The organism is Pseudaeromonas paramecii (genome assembly GCF_039540575.1).
Taxonomy (GTDB): Bacteria; Pseudomonadota; Gammaproteobacteria; order Enterobacterales; family Aeromonadaceae; genus Pseudaeromonas; species Pseudaeromonas paramecii.
Genome location: NZ_BAABFC010000001.1, coordinates 344,462 through 363,121, shown reverse-complemented (window position 1 = coordinate 363,121; position 18,660 = coordinate 344,462). Strand labels below are relative to the sequence as shown.

Below are 18,660 nucleotides of genomic sequence, written 5' to 3'. Positions count from 1 at the left end.
GCATGGATCTGATGCGTTTTGACAGTGAGCAGTTCGGCCCGGTGCGGATTGTGACCGATGAGCTGGGTGAGCCCTGGTTCTGTGCTGCGGATGTGTGCCGGGCGCTGGGGTATAGCAATCCGCGCAAGGCGGTGGCCGACCATGTCGACGAAGGGGATGTAACGAAACGCGACACCCCCACCGCCAGCGGGGTTCAGGTCATTACCTACTTCAATGAAGCGGGGCTCTACTCCCTGATCTTTGGCAGCAAGTTGCCGACGGCCAAGGCGTTCAAGCGTTGGGTGACCGGCGAAGTGCTACCGACCATCCGCAAGACGGGGGGCTTTGGGGTGCCGGCCATTCCGGATGTGGCGGCGGTGCAGCGTGACCTGCTGTTTGCCGAGGTGTCGGCCCGCATGCTCAACATGAGCAGTTCTGGGCGCCTGGGAATGCTGCAGAAGATCCAGGCCCAGCACCAGCTGCCCAATCTGTTGCCGGCCTATGCCATCGATGCGCCCAGTGATGCGGTGGATGGCAGTTCGCGCCCCACCTTTTCTGCCACCGAGGGGCTCAAGGCCTTTGGCATCCAGATGAGCGCCAAGGCATTCAACACCCTGCTGGCCTCCCATGGCCTGCTGGAGAAGATGAGCCGCCCCAGCAGCAAGGCGCCGGACAAGCAGCGGGAGTTCTGGGCGGTGTCGCCGCGGGGCCTGCTGTACGGCAAGAACATCGTGGATCCGCGCTGTCAGCGGGAGACCCAGCCGCACTGGTTTCAAACCCGGTTCAAGGATCTGCTGGGAGTGCTGGGGCTGGTAGGGGAGAAGGCAGCATGAGTAAGAGTGCTGCTACCAAGTTCGCTGAGGCCTGCTGTGGGGTGATGCTGGCCAGCGTGACGGTTGTCGTTGTGTCTGGTGCTGGTGTGTGTGTGGTGAGGATGTGGTTATGGGTGCTGAATTGATGGATGAACGTGAGCAGGCCTGGGCGGCCAGTGAACCAGCGGACGGAACATTTCAATTTTCCAAGGTGGTGCCTGGATATGAGCGTCTCATGGTTGTTCTTGATGAGGCTTATCAACAGGCGGCAGTTGGCAAGGGGGCAGAACGGCATGGCCAGGACCTGCCATTTGAGCATCAGCCAATGCAGCAGATAAGCCGGCTGCTGGATACCGATGGCGGCATGGCTTACCAGGCGATCAAGAAGATCCAGGAGACAAGGCGGTTGCCTACGGTGGAGCGTCAGAAGCGCGAGCTGTTGGGGGCGATCAACTACCTGGCTGGGATGGTGATCTATCTGGAGGACAAGCCAGGTGAGTGATGACGTTGATCAGGCCGGTGATCTGATTGCCCTGCAAGAGGATATCGGCATCCAGCGGGTTCGGGCGCAGTTGCCGGCCGGCGCGGGGGCGGCGGAGTGCCAGGAGTGTGGTGAGCCCATTCCAGCACGGCGGCGCAAGGCCATCCCAGGCACCCAGGTCTGTGCCGAGTGCCAGACCATTCTGGAGCTCAAGGCCAAGCAGCGCCGGGCATGGTGGTAAAGGCAGCCGCCCTGACCGAGCAGGAGGTGGAGCGGGTCCGCTGGCACATGGCGGCTTATGGCTGGATCCGGCGGTTGTTCGATGGGGAAGTAACAGAAGATCAGATCCGGGAAGAGGTCGATCGGTGTCCAGAAGCGTACCGGGAGCATTTCAGGGATTGGCTGAACCGGTACCGCGGGAAGTTCAAGGCGGCGAGACGTGGCAAGAAGTAACTGGGATCCGAGCCGGCACCAGCGGCACCTGGGCAGAGCGAAAGCGGGCCTGAAGCTTGTGGAGCTCAAGGCCATCCGTGACAAGGCCCGGCGGCTGGCCTGGCGGTATTGGCAGGAGCTGCAAGGCCTGCCGGGCGGGCAAGAGGGCCAGGACACCTTTCGGCGGCACGTTCGTGCCTGTATTCAGGAATTCGACAAGGGGGCGCAGGGTGCAGGTAGTGGCAACGCCAATTCCGGTCAATGAGCTGGGTGTGCTGATGGTGAAGCTGGGCCAGCACCTGCCTGGGTTTGTGCGGGCGCTGGCCGGTGGGCGGGTATTGGTTGGCATGGCGCCTGATGGGCTGCCGGTGGGCCCGGTGGTGGGCGGCACTGCGCCGGCGGCTGGCCTACAAGCCGATCGGCGGCTAGATCCGGTGTGGCGTGGGCTGCTGGAGGTGTTCCCCATGCAGCGCTTGGCCCTGGATGCCTGGGTGGCCCGCCTGGGCTGCCAGTTGCCCGGCGAGGGGGAGTGCCATCCCCAGCTGACCAACGTGATAGTGGAGGGGATACCGGTGCGCCTGTGCTGGATCCACGCCCATGAATCCGGCCAGCACATCGAGGCACTGACCAAGCTGGCCCAGGGCAACCTGGCAGCGTTCTGGCTGGAGGTTATCCGCATCGCCCTCGGCCTGCCCGCCGGGCACCGGCTCAGCCTGCCGGAGCTGTGCTGGTATCTGGCCAGCATCCAGCAGACCGGGTTGCTGCCGGATAGCGTTTCCCGCCAGGTGCTGGCCCGCCCGGCATCCTCCCTGCGCCATACCGGCCAGGGCTGGACTGATACCGATGATCTCTACCTGCCGCACCCGGGCGAGCAGCTGCAAGCCCTAGCCAAGCCGGTGGCGAAGCTGGTGGTGGATGCCGACCCGCCTGCTCGCTACCTGGGCAAGCCGAAGCCCAAGTATTGGGCCTGCCGGGCCTATCTGGATTATGTGAAGGGGCTGCCCTGCTGTGTGTGCGGCGCTCAAGGCGTTGATCCGCACCACCTGATCAGCCATGGCCAGGGAAAGATGGGCGGCAAGGCCCATGACCTGTTTGCCATTCCGCTGTGCCGCCGGCACCACGACGCCCTGCACCGCGGCGGGGTGGCCAGCTGGGAACGGGAGCACGGCTCGCAGCTGGAGCACCTGCTGCGCACCCTGGATCGGGCGATGAAAGAGGGGGCCTTGGCATGATGCAGTTCGAATTGCCCTGGCCGCCCAGCACCAACCGCATCTGGCGCAACGTGGTGACACGTGGCCGGCCACAAACCCTGCTGAGCACAGAGGGGCGCAAGTTCCGCACCCTGGCGGGGCATTACTGCCAATTAGCTGGTGTGGCTGGCAAGCAGCTGACTGGCCGCCTGGCGGTGGAGCTACACGTTCAGGCGCCTGACCGGCGCGGGCGAGACCTGGATAACGTACTGAAGGCAACCCTGGATGCCCTGACCCATGCCGGGGTCTGGGGGGACGACAGCCAGATAGACCGGCTGGTGGTGACCCGGGGCGAAATAACAAAAGGCGGCAAGCTGCTGGTGAGCATTGAGGGAGCAGGGGCATGAACGTAGCGATGGTGTTGGCGGGGCTGACCCCCAGGGCAAAGCAGATCGACGGCATGGGCTTTGGCGGCAAGCCGGTGTGGGAGTTTGAAGACAGAGTAGGGCTGCTCAAGGGGCTCAAGGGCCCGGCGCTGGATTGGGCCTACTACCGCTACTGCGGTCACGAGGCCAAGCTGCTGCGGGTGCTGCGCTACCTGCAGATGAGCATCGACATCTTCTGCGGCGTCAACGGCTACCGTCTCAAGCGGGAGACCCGGGCCGGCCTGGTGGAGATCGCCCTGCGGGATATGACCTCACCTGTGTGCGGCATCTGCGATGGGTCAGGGGAGCTGCCATCAGGTCGCTATGAGATGACCTACGGCGTGACCGGTATGCAGCCTGTGATGGTGGAGTGCCCCAGCTGCCACGGCAGCGGCCGGCACCGGCTGTCCCTGCGCGGCATGGCCGAGCTCTGCGGCATTGCCCATAACAGCTGGGGCACGAGCCACCAGGCCGTGCTGGCGGAGGCCACACGGTTGCTGGCGGGGTTGGAGGGGGAGGTGATGAGGGTGGCGGTCAGCACTGAATAATGCTGATAAGTAGTATCTTATTCGTGCTGATAGGCATAAACCAAGGTTATCTCTGAATGCGCAACGTTTCAGCAATCTAAATATTTACAATATTCTTAAATGGAAGATGGCGACTTCAAAAATATGAAGTTCATGAAACGACAGATATGTCTGAACGATATTTATCCGCCAGCACTTCTAAATGTGCACAGTCAATGTAAAATGGTATGGCCAGTGAGATTGCTTTCGCGTCCCCATCAAACGTTGGGGCGATGCCCAATGATTTAATTTCGTGGGTCAATCTATTGATAGAATGTTCACCTAGGTGAGGTATGTCTATAGTTACCATTTTGTCTTGGACGTCAAAGCCATTTGTTTTGTGGAATTTTTGAACTGCTTCAAACTGCTTACTTAGCATTGATGCAGTCTCTTCATTGCTTTCATTTATTCTTGTTAGTTTTTTCAAGTCGTTTTTTAGGTTGTCATTGGTGAGCCGTTGAGCAGTTAATTCTTCCTTCATTTGAGCGAACCTGGCTTGTAAGTCCTCAAAGTCAACCAGCCTGATCCTCAAATCGTCCACTTGCTTTGCTAATCCTTTTTTTTCATTAAAAAACTGCTCTGCTTTCGCTGAGATTTTTTCAATTTTACCTTCGTATACAAGAACCATTTCGTTGTGTTTGGCTAGTTTTTCACTAGTGTGTGCTTCAAGCTTCCTATATTCACGCATTGGTATTGTTGCTGCGTTTTCTATGTTGAGCTTGATGTGTCTTTTTAGGTCTCTAAGTCTTTCCTGCCACCAGAATATCAAAACTGATATAATAGGGTGGGTGATTATGAATGCTACTGATAATGCTAAAGGTTTGATTAGAAACTGTGTGGTGTTTTCATGTAAGTCTTCAATCATACTGATTTTGGTTGCAATATCATCATCAAGGAACGCGAGCAAAAGTAAGGATTTGTAATTTATAATCATCCACGACAAAATAAAGCAACCTATAAATGGAGAGTTTAATCTCTCATAGAGTGCTGATTTTAATTCTTTTTGAATTACAGAAAGATCCATTTTGACACCATTTTAAATAAATTGGATGCTGTGATTTTTACTTTTATTAGATGTTCTCAAAGTCTCAATTTTAATTATAAATGCCCATTTAAAATTATATTTTCTGTTGAGAGTGTGAGCTTCTCGTGGTGTTAGCATTTAATGCTGGAGTTCTCAGCTGCCATGGCAGCGGCCGGCACCGGCTATCCCTACGCGGCATGGCCGAGCTGTGCGGCATTGCCCATAACAACTGGGGCCCAAGCCACCAGGCCGTGCTGACCGAGGCAACACGGCTGCTGGCAGGGCTGGAGGGTGGCCAGATAGGTGTCATGCCATGAAGTTGGCGATGAGTCAGTTGGGCAAGATCGCGAGGCGATGGAGAGTGCAGCGGGACTATAACCCCGACAACCTGCACTGCATTCTTCAAAAATGACGAAAATTAATCGCCTTTCTTGTGCTTGTGTGGCTTAAGTCCCGGCGTATTGCCAGGTGTATCCTTATTGTCACGTTGCCTTCTATCAGGTTTCCCTGTGGAATCTGCAATCCGCTTTGGCCCAGGCTTTATTCCCATATATCACTCCATTTATGCTGCCAAATTTATGTCTTTAAATGCTATGGCAGCGTATAGCACTTAGACATTTAACACCTGCCTGTAGAAGTGTTTTGTGATTGTTTAAATTCTGATGATTAATGAGCGACCTTGTAAAGGCTAGGTGTTTGACTTTCTATTTCGATGAGTTATGACATTCTGTTTGCCAAATATGTGGTCAATTATTTTTTCACAATGTATTGATGGCATGTTGTGCTTTTTAAGTGCGTCAAAAACCTCCTTTTCACTTAAGTGACCATTGTCAAATGAACTCATGATATCAGATGCGATTTTACTATAGACTGCTGACTCGCTCATGGGGTCATTGTTGCTAAAAACCTCGGACTCTAAGCTTCGCATTCTATGAGATAGGCTTCTAGTGTTACTTAGTATTTCAGATAAAATATCTTGCTCTGAACGGGGAGGTATTTCTTCATCAGGAAGGTTTTGCGACACTGCATTATTAAATTTATTTTCAAACTGTGGCCAATATGTGTCAAAAACTTGGTTTAGTATTCTCTCATCTAATGCTTTATCACCCAAGCAGTCATTAATTGTTCTGATTAGCGCCCATACCCCAGGTTTGTCTGGGGTGGTGTGATTAAACTGACCTAGTGGATCTTGTAAATCTTCTGGTTTCAAGTCTATAAGAAAAGTACAAACACGGTTGGTTGTTAGGCCCTTCGCTAATGCTCCGGTTTCAAATAGTATCCAAGGCCTGTTTTTATTTTCCTGCGTAAGGCAAACAATTCCAACTGAAACATCTTTAAGTTTGTCGTTAATCTCAGAAAACCAAATCGCGCCTCTGTCAATATCTCTAGTGGAAATCCAAGGCTGTGATGCCTGTATTACACATTTCAACCAATCGCTCATTAGCTCAGCTATAGCTTTGCTCCTTTTTCCAGACCAGCTTATAAATATTTTCATGAGATATTCCAACGGTTAATCTTTGTTAGGTGTATTGCCATGGCTTATATGGTAAGTCAAACTTGCGGTTTGATTGATTTTGTTAAATTGAAATTGTTCATTGCCAAGAATTTAGAAACTATTTTTTTTATTTCTGTAGTATACCCAGACCGCACGTCGTTGATGATGATGTTCTCTGATCCATGGGATGTGCGTAGGCCCCATAGATGGCTGGAGCGGCACATGACCAGCAAGATCTCCCCACGCTTTGCTCGGGGGATGAGGTTGTGTCGCAGGTGGTCTTGCATGGCCCAGACGCTGGGCAGGCAGTTGGCGATGGCCTCGACATTGTCCATGTTCTTCGATGCGTAGGGGATCAGGTTGGCAATGGCGACGGTGCGGCTGGCAAGCTTATCATCGCCAGCGAACAGGCTGTTGGCCACTCTGCGGAACCATGTATCCCAACCGCCGATTTGATAGGGGTAGTCTTCTTCGCCGGAGAGCTGGCGAAGCAAGGTGTCGTGATGGTTCTGTTTTGAGACCGCTTTAACAGAAGGTTGGTCAGCGCTTGGGTTGGCATAGCACAGCACGATCTTGGCGGTCTTGAGCGGGCCGAAGTAGGGCCCTGGCGGAAATGTCATGTCGAAGTCGGTGCTATAGGCCGCCTGCAACTCAGCGAGAACTGCTTCGTCATCGGGGTGGGTATTCTCATCTCGATGGTCGAACCGTTGCCAGAAATCGAATATGTTCATTGCACTCATACTGCATTGCTCGCCAGTTTTACGGCGCATTACGCATTGCTATTACACCCTACTCGCTAAGGCATTTGTTAAATAACTATTACGATGCGGGTAGAAGATCTTTTAGAAATGGGAACTCAAGCAAACAAGCTGCATCCAGCCTCTTTCTAATGCTCTCATCACCTTCTTTGTGCTTAGCTATACAAAGATAGTAATTAACGCCATTATGATTTGCATAAATAATCCACTCCCCAGTCATTCTTTGCTCTTCACTACGCTTCTGAAGGTTTCTTGAAACGATATCCTCTACAATATGTGGGATATCCTCGACTGTCATATATTGTTCAATTCCACTTGTTTTAGCTTCTTCAATTTTACTTTCAAAGTAAGGAATGCTGTAGGTATTCAGAGCATTCATCATGTTTTGCACCATTCCCGAGATATTAGAGTCGTAGAAATGTTTATGCCACAAACCTTTAAGAGGCGGTCGTGAAAACTGGCTAGCTGGTTTGGTTCTGCTCTGATTAATCTCGCCCTCAAGACATTTCACTTCGTGCATTATCGCGTCAAGAGTTATTGACCTGTTTTCAAAAGAATGATAAAGATCTAATAGAAATAAAAGGCTATATCTACCCCCTAGAATTTCATCTATGCGAGTTTTCGCTTTAATTTCCAATATTGCCTGCCTTAATTCAGGGTCTTTAGTTTCGAGCGATAATAGGAAGCTAGATATTAAATCAATAGGTTCTGTTTTGCACACGTCATCCATGACTGCTAGTGCTCCAAGTTTCGAATAGGAAAATAATGTCTGTTTAACTGGCTGCGTAGTCGTCAATACGTGTTGCTATTGTGCCATACTCGTTGTTTTAGTTTTTTCACGAATTAGATGTAAACCTTCCGTGCACAAAGATTGAAACAATTCGATTTCCTTGTTTCTATTTTTTATTGCAGAGGTGATCCTGTCATATGCATATTCTGATTTTCTGTCGATCTCAAGACCTTTTGTTAACCAAAATTCAGCCTCTGAATAAAGACCTTTGTTGTTAAGTATGTTCCCAATGTTGTTCATGATCCATGCTTTACTTTCTTTTGTGACATCATTCGCTCTTTTTAGATATGTCATTGCCATTTCGTAAAGATTTAGTTGTACACAGGAGTTGCTTATATACCCTAAATAATCAGAGTTGTTTGGATCGTTAATACATAGATTATTTAAAATTCCAACGGCTTCTTTATGTTGGTTATTATCTTGCAGAAGCCTAGAATATTTAAATGCTATTGCTTTATTTCCAGGGTGTTTAACGTATGCAGCATGAATTGTGTCTACTGCCATTTGTAAGTTATCTTTTTCATATAGTTCACTAAGCGTGATAGCTACATCTGGATTCATTGACTGCATGTTGTCACTTAAAAGTGCTATCGCTTTATCTTTTTCATTGATGCAGGCATAAATATCTGCCTTTATTATTAATAATTCCGTGTCGCCTTTAAATGCTTCTAATGTTCGGTTAATCAGATCTAAGGCCTGTTCATAGTAGCTCTCCCAGGAAAGCATACTAGAAATGAGACACAGAACTTTTTTATCATCTTTATGTGTTGAGGCAAACTGGAGCATTTTTTCTAGACCAGCAAAAGCATCTTCTTTAAAGTCAATATAAACCATCCAAGCTTTATCTATCAGTTGTTCATTTTCTTCCTTGGTTACCATCGCCGCGGTAAGTTTATCCCTTGCTGATTTATAGTCCCTTTTTAACAGGTCAATAATCCATTCATCGTTTTCCTTACCATTCAGACCCTTTGATTCATCAGGGTCTGTACTTATTTCATTTGATGTAATGTTAGGAAGTTTCTTTATGGCTTCTCGTATTTGATTGCATGCTGGGCCTGTGGCGGCTTGAAGTCGACCATCTTCTCGATGTGGGTTATAGACTCCGGGCGTAATGCCAAGTAAATCTGTGGGTATATGGAGTGAACTACCTTCTGGTGTAATGAAAAACACACGTTCTCGGCCAAGTTTTCCTGTGAATAATCCATATTCGAATAATACATTGTCGCGAATTGAATTGTGTTCTCCACTCCTCATTTTTGTTATATCATCAGGGCTAAAAACGAAAACACCAAAATCAGATTCTTCAACTACTTTTGTTAGGGTCTCGATACTTGTTAAGGATAGCTCGAAAACACCTTGATCCCAAACAGTAGGTTCTGCATCATGTGTTAAGTTTTGTTGAATTGCGTATGCAACATTCAATCCTTCAACAGAAGAGCCGATAAATACTCTTGGTTTCATTTTTCAAACCTTACGTTCATTCTAAAATGCCGATGAAAGATGTTTTGATAGTGATAATGATGACTCGACTGTCAAAGCATCAATGGTTGTTTGACTGTAAATTTTGCGATATACGGGAATGTTAATTCTAGTGATAGAAATCACTTCAAAGGCAAGATTTCAATCCTTTTTAAATTGTTATCTATAAATGGTTGCACGAATTATCTTAACTTTAAAGATACTAATATCTGCTATTGCGTATAATCTATCTATCTTGACCATATTTTAATTCACATAACTTTTTCAAATATATGGTTTTTAGCGAAGCCTAGTTGCCTGAGGAGCATATCAGGTGTATTCAAAGCTACCGCCCCTGGCGGAGCGCTTACCAGTTGGCGATGCGGGTGTCATAGCCATGGGAGAGTGGACGGTGGGTCTCGCATGGCATTGTAAAGACTCAACTTAACCTCATTCTACCGACGGTAGTAGCGGTTTTTGTGATCGCTTCGCGTGTTATCACTCAGACCTTGATCTGGCTCGGCGTTCTGCGGGGCCGGGCTGGGCGGTGCTTGCCTGCGGTTGGTGATCTGTTGTCCGTTTGGGATAAGTACAGTTGACGCTGGGCGGGTGTTGTCCCAGAATGCTCGGCAAGAGCGTCGAAACTCTTAAGCAACCGGAACCCTCCGCGCCCGTCAGACGTGGTTTTTTTGTACCTGAGATCCGCCCTGGATCTGTCCGTGCCGTTTCTGTTATGGCCGGGAGGGTGAGGAATACAATACCCGTCAGGGGAATAACTCCGCCCGCGTTGCTCGGGTTTCGAACCTCCCGGCCACCATCAATTCCGGTGGTGGTCAACCGCGTCGAAACGGAGCAAAACATGTCTACTGTCATCCCATTCTCTTTTGAGAATCATCCTGTTCGGGCTTTGACGATCGAGGATCAACCTTGGTTTGTTGCAGCCGATGTCGCTTCCGCTTTGGAGTACAGCCAAGCCAGTGCCATGACTCGCCACTTGGACGAGGATGAAACCTGCTCTGCCAAATTGGCAGATCAGGGGCAACTGCGAGAGTTGATTGTTATCAACGAGTCCGGCCTTTACTCCGCCATTCTGCGTAGTCGCAAGCCTGCGGCAAAACGCTTCAAGAAGTGGGTCACCGCCGAGGTGTTGCCCTCTATCCGGCGAACTGGGCTGTATCAGGCCCCCTGTACTCCCCAACTGGCCAACAAGTTGACCGCTGATCAGCAGCAGTCCCTTAAGGCGCTGGTGAAGGCCAGGATCGAGGCGCTGCCCAAAGACAAACAGGCCAAGGGGGAGGTGGTCTGCTGGTCTGCCATCCAGTCGACGTTCGGAGCCAGCTATGAGGAGCTTTTGCCGGCGCAGTTTGCCGAGGCGCTGTCGCTGGCGGCCCGGGTGCCGCTGGAAGGGGAGTTGCTGGGGCCGGAGGTGGTGCCGTCAGTGAGTCTGCTGGATATCAACTACACGGTGGCGCGCTGGATAGCCGAGAGCCCGGAGGTCGGGCGCGGGGTACGGCATACCAACGACCCCAGCTCGTTGCTGGTCACGGCAGAGATGCTCTACGGCATGGATAGCCGGTCGCCCACCATGGCCTTGCTGGGGCAGCTGAGTGCTGCGGGTTACTGCGTGGAGAGCTGCCGGATGGAGGTGATGGCCCTGCGGCATCATATCGAGAAGCTGAGCACGCACCTGGCCATGTGGCAGTCGGCCACCAAGAACGTGAATGAGAGCGGCCTGCGGTTCCGGATGTAGGGCTGGGTGAGAGAAGGGCAGCCTGTGATGGGCTGCCCTGGTTGTGACGTCGGTGCTGTGCTGAATATGTGAATGATCTAGCTACTATCCTTAGCGAGTGAACGATGGTAGAAAATGACTTACGCAGTGCGTACAATCGCCGCCTTATTGATAGGAACTGCTTATCATGATTACTGCATGGTACTTCATGCACTTACGGAGGGCTTATGAGTAGACGGAAAGGGCTTAGCCTGGATCTGGTCATTGGCGCCGGTTCTTTATTAGATATGTGCCCAGCTGGCGATGAGCATGGAGACTCGTATCTGCATGAGTATGAGCGTCGTGTTCGGCCTGTTGGCAAAAAAATACCTTCACATCTTGTTTACATTGACAAATTGACTGTTGAGCTAACCGTCAACAAGATGAATGATGAGGAATCGTTGAGGTCGGATTGGATCTCGATTGGTAGAGATATGGAGAAGGCATTCGAGTCTTATGACAGAGAAAGACGCAGCCAAAAAGTTGCAGGATGACGTTACCGATCAGGTTCTAGGTCAGCAACCTGACGGCGATACCGCTGATCTCGATCACGATGAGCTGATTGTCCAGCAGATGATTGATGAGCGGCCTGAACTGGTTGAGCGTCTGGCAAACAGTCCAAAAGTTCAGGCTGTATTTGCTCAGGTTACACAGATGCGCCGAAGTGGTCCGTTGCCTGAGTCATCAGAGTTTGCGGCTTATGAACAGGTCCATGCAGGGGCTGCGGAACGTATTTTGAAAATGTCTGAGCGTGAGCAAACTCATCGTCACGGCTTGCAGAACCGGGAGATGGAGCTGCGTGCCCAAGAGTTGGAGTTGAGAAAGACAATGGTAGATGGCGCCGTTTCCAGAGAGCGCCGTGGGCAATACCTGGGTTTTACCATTGCCTTGTTTGTTCTGATTTTCGCGGTAGTGATGGCGTCTACCAATCACACAGGCATTGCGATGGCTCTGGTGGCTATCGATTTGGTGGGGTTGGCTGCGGTGTTTGTGCTTGGGCGTGTGCTACCTAGCCAAGGAAGTTCTAACGATTCACCCCCCGACGATGAATAGGCCGTTCCCTCAAAAAACCTCGCTTACATGCGAGGTTTTTTTATACCTATAAGCAGCTTACTGGTAGAGGGTGCCGTTGTGCTTGAGCCAGCCGTCGGTGTGCCGGCCGCCCGGGTCATGGTGCGTCCAGTGGACGACGCCGCCTTTGTCGTTCCACTCGTACTCGCCGAAGAACTCCACTGTGTCACCCTCTTGCAGGCCACCGATGCGTTGGGCCAGGTCGATGTTGTGGGCGATCAAGATGGTCTGCCCGGTAGCGAGCCGGAGCAGGAACTTCTGGTGGCGGCTGCCTTTGTTGTCATCTGGCAGGATCCGGCTGACCTGCCCGGCGCCTTGAACCTGCAGATCGCTTTGCTGGTTCTGGTAGGCGGCTTGCAGCAGGGCGGAGCCATCCTGGATGGCTTCTGCTGTGGCGGTTGGGGCTATGGTGGGGTTTTTGTGCGTCTGGCCGACGTAATAGGCCACCAGGGCCAGGATGGCGATAAGCAGTAGCTTCTTCATGTGGGCTCCGGTGATTTGACTGATGCCATGATACACGGCGGGAGCCGAATGGGCTTCTGTTGTGAATGACGGGTGACTGTTTGAAAATCCAGAAAGGCAACTGTATAAATATACAGGCTGCGGTATTACCGATGGCCAATAGACGAAGCCCCAGCATGTTGCCGGGGCTTTTTTGTATGCAGTGAAGATGGGCGACCGCCAGGGTGCTGTAACACCAAGGCGGCCAACCGGCCCATGTGTAAGGTCACGAGCCGATCCAAGGCCCACCGCTACTCTGCAGAGAGCGGTTTGAGCCTACCACAGGTAGAAAGCTTGATGACTGAATTACTTCATGATTTTCGTTGTTGCCGCTGTGGCAAGTTGCTGGCCCGTTTTAATGGGATGGTTGAGGTGAAGTGCCCACGGTGCAAGACAGTTCAAACCGGGAACACCATCGAGTGTCTGACGGAGAAAGCCGATGGTGAAGAAGGAGCTCCAGGGCGGGGCTGTGACCCTGTATTGCGCTGATGCGTTGGAGGTGTTGGCCGGGATGGCCGAGAACAGTGTGGATCTGATTGCGATGGACCCGCCGTATTTCCGGGTGAAGGGGGAGGCGTGGGACAACCAGTGGCCGTCGGTGGAGGCGTATCTGGCCTGGTTGGATGAGGTGTTGCTGGGCTGCTGGCGGGTGCTGCGGCCGGCGGGGAGCCTGTATCTGTTTTGTGGCCACAAGCTGGCTGCGGAGACGGAGCAGCTGGTGAAGGCGCGGTTCAATCTGCTGAGCCATATCATCTGGGCCAAGCCGAACGGGCCCTGGCGCCGGCAGAACAAGGCCCAGTTGCGGGCATTCTTCCCGTCCACGGAGCGGATTTTGTTTGCCGAGCACTATGGGGCGGAGGGGATGGCCAAGGGATGCAGTGGCTATGCGGCCAAGTGTGCCGAGTTGCGCAAGGGGGTGTTTGCCCCGTTGATCGAGTACTTCGCCCAGGCCAAGGAGGCGTTGGGGGTGTCGGCGGCGGAGATCAATGCGGCCACCGGTACCAAGATGTGCTCTCACTGGTTCAGCTATAGCCAGTGGCAGTTGCCGTCTGCCCAGCAGTATGAGGCGTTGCAGCGGCTGTTTGCCGGCAAGGCCGCGGCGCTGGAGCGGCCCTATGAGGCCCTGCAGTCGGAGTATGCCGACCTGGGCAAGCAGTACCAGGCCCTGGCCCGGCAATATGATGAGCTGAAGCAGGAGTATGAGCAGCTGCGCCGGCCATTCGCTGTCTCTGCCGAGGTGCCCTACACGGATGTGTGGCAGTTCGCCCCGGTGGCCTACTACCCGGGCAAGCACCCGTGTGAGAAGCCCCAGGATCTGATGCGGCACATCATCCAGTGCAGCAGCCGGGAGGGGCAGGTGGTGGGTGACTTCTTCATGGGGTCCGGCGCCACCGGCAAAGCCGCGGTCGCCCTCGGCCGCCAGTTCATCGGCGTGGAGCTGGAACAGCCCAGGTATGAGCAGACGTGTGGGGAGATGCTGGAGGCGTTGGGGCAGTAGATAAAGCAAAGCCCCCGGGATGGGCAATGCTGATCAGTTAAGGATCCATTGACCGATCCTCCCACTGTAGGAAAATCCGGAACCCGTTATTGGTTCCGGATTTTTTATGTCTATTGCGAACGACTTGAACGATGTCATGGCGGCATCGGCTAACACGATGGCTCGGTTGGCGGTCTTTGCCGAGCATATTCCTGATGAATGGATTAACGCCGCTGCGGCACTGTCTGCCAAGGCTACCATCCGCCGACGTCGCTTGCCTGCCGACCTGGTCTTGTGGCTGGTGGTCGGGATGGCATTTTTCCGCAATGAGCCCATCTCCGAGGTCGCGCGACGGCTCAACATCTGCGCCGAGGGGTTGGCCAACGAAGCGTTACTGGCTGATAGTGCGCTGTCCCAGGCCCGACAACGCCTTGGCAAGCAGCCGTTAGCGTGGCTGTTCAAGCAGTGCGCCGATGTCTGGGGGCGTGAGCGTTACCCCGAAGACCTGTGGCATGGCTTACAGGTGTTTGCCGTCGACGGCGCCTTGTTCAGAACCCAAGACACACCTGAACTCCGGGCCCATTTTTGGCTCAGGCAACACATCAACCGACCGGCAGACGCCTTATCCGATGTTGCGGTTAGTCGCCTTGATGAATGTCCGCTCCCATGTGATTGCCAATGCGGCTATCAGTCCCTATCGCAAGGGAGAAATTCCCCTGGCCAGTGAATTTATCCACTCCCTGCCGGATGATTCGGTGACCCTGTTGGATAAGGGCTTTTTCAGTGCTGACCTGTTGCTCCACATCCAGAATGAGTCGGCCAACCGACACTGGCTCATCCCGGAACGCAAGGGATTGGTGTATACGGAGCTCAAGCGTTATGGCGAGGGCGACCGTCTGTTGCAGATGACGGTCTCGCCCCAGGCCCGCAAAAAAAATCCAGCGCTACCGGAGCAGTGGCAAGTTCGAGCGGTCAGCTATGAGGTGGCCGGCAAGGAGAAAACGGTGTTTACCTCCCTACCAGCGGCGCGTTTCAGCGCGGCTCAGGTGTCTGCGCTGTATCATGAACGCTGGGAAATCGAACTGGGGTTCAGGGATATCAAAAGCGCGATGCAGCACAACGCCATGACGCTTAGAAGCAAGAAGGTGGACTTGGTTTATCAGGAACTGTGGGGGCTGCTGCTGGGATACAACTTGGTCAGACGAGAGGCCAGTCAGGCGGCCGTGGCCCATCTGCGAGCACCCAATGAGGTCAGCTTTAAATTTGCCTGCCAGTTCATTGCCAATCAGTTGGCCATCATGGCTGGCGCCCTGTCGCCATCGCATACCCAGCGACGACTAAACGAGTTGCGCGGTTGCATTGGCAGTATGTTCATAGAAAAACGCCCCAGGCCATCAAGGCCTAGGGCGGTGAAGATATCGAAGACCCGTTATCCGGTGGATCGCAAGGCAGCTCCGCTTAAGTGAACAGCATTGCCCGGGATGGGGGCTTTGCAAAGCTATTATATTGATTGTCAGCCGATGGCTAGAGTACTTTTAACTGCACTGATAAGCATCAGGACACGAGAGAAGCCTTCTGGGGGCATGTATGCAAACCACAAGAAGGTGATCAGCCCTATCCCACCAGTGGTTACCAACAAGGCCAACGAGTATCTCCACGGCCGCATCAACATCATCTGCAAGATTTCAAGTAAAAACATTCTCTTCGACCGGCTGCCCGGCGGTGCAAGCGGTGCTTGCGTCGAGGAAGATGAGTTATCCGCACGACCTTTCTGTTTGGGCTTCGGGCGGCGAGTCAGTTTTTTTCTTGCAGAGGTGATAGGAGACAACGGGTTTTGCTGCTCATCATGCATGCATGGGGGGCGAAAATCAGTCATAAAAGACTCCTCGTTCCTATAGGGATTTTAGTAACAGGCGCCCTGTAGGAATTAAGGCATCCCTTACAGCGCCTGAGTGATCAAAACCTGGTTGTTGTTTAACATTTGATTTACCTGTGTTGGTGCTCTGCACCGCTGATGTAATAACAACCTAGCACAGTCAATTGGACTCATTCAGCCTATATTTTTGCGTGAATTGTCAGATTTTGGCCTGCTTCACACGGCTGAATTAATTAAAAAAAATCGCAAAATGATACCGTTTTCTATTGGTATGCCGGTTTGATTTGCTCATCGTCTCATGACTAAGCTATAGAGTTACTTTTGAGCATGTTCTCTCGGACTTACTTGGCGACAGGCAGGTCTTCCCATCGAGTGGTGTAGCCGGGGCTTAGGCGTTCGCGCTTCATCAACCACTCATGCTGGTCCAGCCCCTGGCTGGCAAACCGGACTTTCCCCAGGCCGCTGTTGTTGATCTTGTCCAGCACCTCCATCAGGCGATCATTCGACCCGGTATCGAAGAGATCACCTTGTTGGTTCTCGATGGGGGTGAACTGGCCGAGCATGACGCCGCCTTTCTGGTACCGGTAGCCATCCCGCCAGATCATATCCAGCAGGTGGGCGATCTGGTGGAGCAGAACGCGGGTGTCGTTGGTGGGTACCGCCAGCTTGGTGGTGGCCTGGTCGCCGTAGTAGGGCTCGTTGCCGTTGAAGGGGCTGGTTCGGATAAAAACGCTGACCGTGCGACAGCAGCGCTGTTCTGCCCTGAGCTTTTCGCCGGCCCGGGCCATGTAGTCGGCCAAGGCTTGATACATGGTGGTTCTGTCGGTGACGCGCTCGCCGAAGCTGCGGCTGCAGACGATCTGCTGTTTGGCATCGGGCTCGATGGCGAGGTCGGCACAGGGGTGGCCTCGCAGCTCTTGAATGGTTCTCTCCACCACCACGCCATAGCGGGCCCGCATGGTCTTGGTGTCACTGCTCACCAGGTCGGCCACGGTCTGGATGCCTTGCTGATTGAACCGGGCGCCCAGCCGGCGACCTACGCCCCACACTTCATCCACCGGGGTGATGGTCATGAGCTTGGCCCGGCGGGTCTCGTCCCTCAGGTCTACCACGCCGCCGGTCTGCGGCCACTTCTTTGCGGCATAGTTGGCGAGCTTAGCCAGGGTGCGGGTGGGGCCGATGCCGACGCCCACGGTGAGCCCTGTCCACTGGAGGACTTTGGCGCGAATGGCCAGACCGTACTCGATCAGGTTGCCGGCCCAGGTCTCGCCCAGTTCCAGGAAGGCTTCATCGATGCTATAGGTCTCAACCCGGGGGGACATGCTCTCCAGCACTGTCATCACCCGGTGGGACATGTCGCCATAGAGGCCGTAGTTGGAGCTGAACCAGATGCCCCCCTTGGCCTCGTATTCACCGCGGATCTTGAAGTAGGGGACGCCCATCTTGATGCCCATGGCCTTGGCCTCGGCACTGCGGGCCACCACGCAGCCATCGTTGTTGGAGAGCACGACAATGGGCCGGCCCTTGAGGTCGGGCCTGAATAGCCGTTCACAGCTGGCGTAGAAGTTATTGACGTCCACCAGGGCAATTGGGGTCGGCATGGCTTATCGCTTGAACTGCTTGTGCAGGACGTAGACGACCACGCCGAAGACCTCCAGCTCTTGCTCAGGGTCGAGCAGGATCGGGCGGTATTCGGGGTTGGCCGGGAGTAGGGCGGGGTAGGGGCGCAGCTGCAGCTCCTTGACCGTGAACTCGCCACCCAGGCTGGCGATGATGGTGTCGCCGTGCTGGGCGGTGATGGAGCGGTCGACGATGAGCAGATCTCCGTCGTGGATCCCTGCGTTGATCATGCTGTTGCCCTGGGCCCGGACATAGTAGGTGGCCGCCGGCCTGGCAACGCACAGCTCGTTCAGGTCGAGGGTTTGCTCGATGTAGTCCTGTGCCGGGCTAGGGAAGCCACAAGCCGCCGGAGACAGGAACAAGGGGAGCTCCAGGCGTGGAGCTTCGTGAGCTGGTGTGAAGAACATGGTGCGCTTCCGCATTCATACTGTACATATGAACAGTATAAGGCTTTAGGTTTGCACCTTGCAGCTATTTAGGTGATCAAAACAACACGCTCATTTCTTCAACTTAGCGACTGGAAGTTGTTGTTGATCATGAGGTTCAAAGAAACAAAGCAGTAGATCTAAATGTAAAAAGTCCCGCGATGCGGGACTTTTACCTAACTAATGGAAGAGCTGCTTAAGCGCGTTTGACAATTTGGCTCACACGTGCAGCACTCAGATCAAAGATCTCCGCAACCTTAGCTTGAGACAGTCCTGACTGAACTGCGCTTTTGATTTCCAAGTTGCGTACACGGAGGTCTTGCTGGCGTTCCGCTGTTTCCATTCGAGCTTCAAGAACCCGAACTTGGCGTTGTACTCCCTTCATCTGGCGTTCCAGCTGACGGGTTCTGTATTCGAGTTGTTTTTCACGGTCGTTCATATGTACAATTCCTCTAGAGATGGCTGTTTTCAGTGTCCCCACCGAAGGTCTAGCTCTTGCCGGAGAAACCAAC

At 53.0% G+C, this 18,660-nt stretch carries 22 protein-coding genes and 1 pseudogene; 13 read left to right on the top strand and 10 right to left on the bottom strand.

Annotated features, from left to right (window positions below):
- Positions 1–2: 2 nt before the first annotated feature.
- The 8 genes from ABD847_RS01720 to ABD847_RS01685 all read left to right on the top strand — a co-directional run bounded on the left by ABD847_RS01720 (position 3) and on the right by ABD847_RS01685 (position 3,867).
- On the top strand, positions 3–812 hold the full coding sequence (locus ABD847_RS01720) for a BRO-N domain-containing protein (RefSeq protein WP_345009423.1): 810 nt from the start codon (positions 3–5) through the stop codon (positions 810–812).
- Positions 813–921: 109 nt separating this feature from the next.
- On the top strand, positions 922–1,293 hold the full coding sequence (locus ABD847_RS01715; RefSeq protein ID WP_345009421.1) for a hypothetical protein: 372 nt from the start codon (positions 922–924) through the stop codon (positions 1,291–1,293).
- On the top strand, positions 1,286–1,513 hold the full coding sequence (locus ABD847_RS01710; protein ID WP_345009419.1) for a TraR/DksA C4-type zinc finger protein: 228 nt from the start codon (positions 1,286–1,288) through the stop codon (positions 1,511–1,513). The genes ABD847_RS01715 and ABD847_RS01710 overlap by 8 nt, the downstream gene beginning before the upstream one ends.
- Positions 1,504–1,725, top strand: a complete 222-nt coding sequence (locus ABD847_RS01705) for an MmcQ/YjbR family DNA-binding protein (protein ID WP_345009418.1) — start codon at positions 1,504–1,506, stop codon at positions 1,723–1,725. Before ABD847_RS01710 ends, ABD847_RS01705 begins: the two co-directional genes overlap by 10 nt.
- Entirely contained in the window at positions 1,712–1,969 is a 258-nt protein-coding gene (locus ABD847_RS01700; RefSeq protein WP_345009416.1) for a hypothetical protein, read from the top strand. The genes ABD847_RS01705 and ABD847_RS01700 overlap by 14 nt, the downstream gene beginning before the upstream one ends.
- Positions 1,944–2,936 carry a DUF968 domain-containing protein gene (locus tag ABD847_RS01695; protein ID WP_345009414.1) on the top strand — a complete coding sequence of 331 codons (993 nt, stop codon included), beginning with the start codon at positions 1,944–1,946 and terminating at the stop codon, positions 2,934–2,936. The genes ABD847_RS01700 and ABD847_RS01695 overlap by 26 nt, the downstream gene beginning before the upstream one ends.
- Positions 2,933–3,301 carry a RusA family crossover junction endodeoxyribonuclease gene (locus tag ABD847_RS01690; RefSeq protein WP_345009412.1) on the top strand — a complete coding sequence of 123 codons (369 nt, stop codon included), beginning with the start codon at positions 2,933–2,935 and terminating at the stop codon, positions 3,299–3,301. The genes ABD847_RS01695 and ABD847_RS01690 overlap by 4 nt, the downstream gene beginning before the upstream one ends.
- Positions 3,298–3,867, top strand: coding sequence for a hypothetical protein (locus ABD847_RS01685; RefSeq protein WP_345009411.1), 570 nt, complete (start codon positions 3,298–3,300; stop codon positions 3,865–3,867). Before ABD847_RS01690 ends, ABD847_RS01685 begins: the two co-directional genes overlap by 4 nt.
- A 130-nt stretch (positions 3,868–3,997) precedes the next feature.
- Here ABD847_RS01685 and ABD847_RS01680 read toward each other — a convergent pair whose 3' ends face one another.
- From ABD847_RS01680 to ABD847_RS01660, 5 genes are all read right to left on the bottom strand, one after another.
- Positions 3,998–4,909, bottom strand: coding sequence for a hypothetical protein (locus ABD847_RS01680; RefSeq protein WP_345009409.1), 912 nt, complete (start codon positions 4,907–4,909; stop codon positions 3,998–4,000).
- Between the two features lie 688 nt (positions 4,910–5,597).
- Positions 5,598–6,404, bottom strand: coding sequence for a toll/interleukin-1 receptor domain-containing protein (locus tag ABD847_RS01675; RefSeq protein ID WP_345009407.1), 807 nt, complete (start codon positions 6,402–6,404; stop codon positions 5,598–5,600).
- Between the two features lie 56 nt (positions 6,405–6,460).
- Positions 6,461–7,144 carry a hypothetical protein gene (locus tag ABD847_RS01670; protein WP_345009405.1) on the bottom strand — a complete coding sequence of 228 codons (684 nt, stop codon included), beginning with the start codon at positions 7,142–7,144 and terminating at the stop codon, positions 6,461–6,463.
- A gap of 79 nt (positions 7,145–7,223) precedes the next feature.
- Positions 7,224–7,892: a hypothetical protein gene (locus ABD847_RS01665; RefSeq protein WP_345009403.1), complete on the bottom strand. Its 669-nt coding sequence runs from the start codon at positions 7,890–7,892 to the stop codon at positions 7,224–7,226.
- A gap of 75 nt (positions 7,893–7,967) precedes the next feature.
- The gene (locus ABD847_RS01660; RefSeq protein WP_345009401.1) at positions 7,968–9,413 is read right to left on the bottom strand and encodes a TIR domain-containing protein; all 1,446 of its coding nucleotides are present in this window, start codon (positions 9,411–9,413) and stop codon (positions 7,968–7,970) included.
- A 619-nt stretch (positions 9,414–10,032) separates the two neighbouring features.
- Between ABD847_RS01660 and ABD847_RS01655 the strand changes: the two genes are divergently transcribed.
- The 3 genes from ABD847_RS01655 to ABD847_RS01645 all read left to right on the top strand — a co-directional run bounded on the left by ABD847_RS01655 (position 10,033) and on the right by ABD847_RS01645 (position 12,231).
- The gene (locus tag ABD847_RS01655) at positions 10,033–11,160 is read left to right on the top strand and encodes a BRO-N domain-containing protein (RefSeq protein ID WP_345009399.1); all 1,128 of its coding nucleotides are present in this window, start codon (positions 10,033–10,035) and stop codon (positions 11,158–11,160) included.
- A gap of 206 nt (positions 11,161–11,366) precedes the next feature.
- Positions 11,367–11,672: a hypothetical protein gene (locus ABD847_RS01650; protein WP_345009397.1), complete on the top strand. Its 306-nt coding sequence runs from the start codon at positions 11,367–11,369 to the stop codon at positions 11,670–11,672.
- Positions 11,635–12,231: a DUF2335 domain-containing protein gene (locus ABD847_RS01645; protein ID WP_345009395.1), complete on the top strand. Its 597-nt coding sequence runs from the start codon at positions 11,635–11,637 to the stop codon at positions 12,229–12,231. Before ABD847_RS01650 ends, ABD847_RS01645 begins: the two co-directional genes overlap by 38 nt.
- A 57-nt stretch (positions 12,232–12,288) precedes the next feature.
- Here ABD847_RS01645 and ABD847_RS01640 read toward each other — a convergent pair whose 3' ends face one another.
- Positions 12,289–12,732 carry a DUF3465 domain-containing protein gene (locus ABD847_RS01640; RefSeq protein WP_345009393.1) on the bottom strand — a complete coding sequence of 148 codons (444 nt, stop codon included), beginning with the start codon at positions 12,730–12,732 and terminating at the stop codon, positions 12,289–12,291.
- 457 nt (positions 12,733–13,189) lie between these two features.
- Between ABD847_RS01640 and ABD847_RS01635 the strand changes: the two genes are divergently transcribed.
- Together ABD847_RS01635 and ABD847_RS01630 are read left to right on the top strand one after the other, a co-directional pair.
- The gene (locus tag ABD847_RS01635; protein WP_345009391.1) at positions 13,190–14,248 is read left to right on the top strand and encodes a DNA-methyltransferase; all 1,059 of its coding nucleotides are present in this window, start codon (positions 13,190–13,192) and stop codon (positions 14,246–14,248) included.
- 106 nt (positions 14,249–14,354) lie between these two features.
- Positions 14,355–15,693 (top strand): annotated as a pseudogene (locus ABD847_RS01630) (IS4 family transposase).
- A gap of 47 nt (positions 15,694–15,740) precedes the next feature.
- Here the strand turns inward: ABD847_RS01630 and ABD847_RS01625 are convergent.
- The 4 genes from ABD847_RS01625 to ABD847_RS01610 form a co-directional block, all read right to left on the bottom strand.
- The gene (locus ABD847_RS01625) at positions 15,741–16,103 is read right to left on the bottom strand and encodes a hypothetical protein (protein WP_345009389.1); all 363 of its coding nucleotides are present in this window, start codon (positions 16,101–16,103) and stop codon (positions 15,741–15,743) included.
- A gap of 341 nt (positions 16,104–16,444) precedes the next feature.
- Positions 16,445–17,704 carry a translesion error-prone DNA polymerase V subunit UmuC gene (gene umuC / locus ABD847_RS01620; protein ID WP_345009387.1) on the bottom strand — a complete coding sequence of 420 codons (1,260 nt, stop codon included), beginning with the start codon at positions 17,702–17,704 and terminating at the stop codon, positions 16,445–16,447.
- A 3-nt stretch (positions 17,705–17,707) separates the two neighbouring features.
- Positions 17,708–18,130 carry a translesion error-prone DNA polymerase V autoproteolytic subunit gene (gene umuD / locus ABD847_RS01615; protein WP_425568353.1) on the bottom strand — a complete coding sequence of 141 codons (423 nt, stop codon included), beginning with the start codon at positions 18,128–18,130 and terminating at the stop codon, positions 17,708–17,710.
- A 214-nt stretch (positions 18,131–18,344) separates the two neighbouring features.
- Positions 18,345–18,587, bottom strand: a complete 243-nt coding sequence (locus ABD847_RS01610) for a hypothetical protein (protein ID WP_345009384.1) — start codon at positions 18,585–18,587, stop codon at positions 18,345–18,347.
- Positions 18,588–18,660: the final 73 nt, after the last annotated feature.

Excerpts from the sequence above, each read along its gene's own strand:
- umuD (WP_425568353.1), bottom strand. The coding sequence starts at position 18,130 with ATGTTCTTCACACCAGCTCACGAAGCTCCACGCCTGGAGCTCCCCTTG.
- ABD847_RS01645 (WP_345009395.1), top strand. The coding sequence starts at position 11,635 with ATGACAGAGAAAGACGCAGCCAAAAAGTTGCAGGATGACGTTACCGAT.
- ABD847_RS01675 (WP_345009407.1), bottom strand. The coding sequence starts at position 6,404 with ATGAAAATATTTATAAGCTGGTCTGGAAAAAGGAGCAAAGCTATAGCT.
- ABD847_RS01705 (WP_345009418.1), top strand. The coding sequence starts at position 1,504 with ATGGTGGTAAAGGCAGCCGCCCTGACCGAGCAGGAGGTGGAGCGGGTC.
- ABD847_RS01625 (WP_345009389.1), bottom strand. The coding sequence starts at position 16,103 with ATGACTGATTTTCGCCCCCCATGCATGCATGATGAGCAGCAAAACCCG.
- ABD847_RS01715 (WP_345009421.1), top strand. The coding sequence starts at position 922 with ATGGGTGCTGAATTGATGGATGAACGTGAGCAGGCCTGGGCGGCCAGT.
- ABD847_RS01635 (WP_345009391.1), top strand. The coding sequence starts at position 13,190 with ATGGTGAAGAAGGAGCTCCAGGGCGGGGCTGTGACCCTGTATTGCGCT.
- ABD847_RS01680 (WP_345009409.1), bottom strand. The coding sequence starts at position 4,909 with ATGGATCTTTCTGTAATTCAAAAAGAATTAAAATCAGCACTCTATGAG.
- ABD847_RS01690 (WP_345009412.1), top strand. The coding sequence starts at position 2,933 with ATGATGCAGTTCGAATTGCCCTGGCCGCCCAGCACCAACCGCATCTGG.
- ABD847_RS01650 (WP_345009397.1), top strand. The coding sequence starts at position 11,367 with ATGAGTAGACGGAAAGGGCTTAGCCTGGATCTGGTCATTGGCGCCGGT.
- ABD847_RS01655 (WP_345009399.1), top strand. The coding sequence starts at position 10,033 with ATGCTCGGCAAGAGCGTCGAAACTCTTAAGCAACCGGAACCCTCCGCG.
- ABD847_RS01685 (WP_345009411.1), top strand. The coding sequence starts at position 3,298 with ATGAACGTAGCGATGGTGTTGGCGGGGCTGACCCCCAGGGCAAAGCAG.
- ABD847_RS01660 (WP_345009401.1), bottom strand. The coding sequence starts at position 9,413 with ATGAAACCAAGAGTATTTATCGGCTCTTCTGTTGAAGGATTGAATGTT.
- ABD847_RS01665 (WP_345009403.1), bottom strand. The coding sequence starts at position 7,892 with ATGGATGACGTGTGCAAAACAGAACCTATTGATTTAATATCTAGCTTC.
- umuC (WP_345009387.1), bottom strand. The coding sequence starts at position 17,704 with ATGCCGACCCCAATTGCCCTGGTGGACGTCAATAACTTCTACGCCAGC.
- ABD847_RS01640 (WP_345009393.1), bottom strand. The coding sequence starts at position 12,732 with ATGAAGAAGCTACTGCTTATCGCCATCCTGGCCCTGGTGGCCTATTAC.
- ABD847_RS01670 (WP_345009405.1), bottom strand. The coding sequence starts at position 7,144 with ATGAGTGCAATGAACATATTCGATTTCTGGCAACGGTTCGACCATCGA.
- ABD847_RS01610 (WP_345009384.1), bottom strand. The coding sequence starts at position 18,587 with ATGAACGACCGTGAAAAACAACTCGAATACAGAACCCGTCAGCTGGAA.
- ABD847_RS01720 (WP_345009423.1), top strand. The coding sequence starts at position 3 with ATGGATCTGATGCGTTTTGACAGTGAGCAGTTCGGCCCGGTGCGGATT.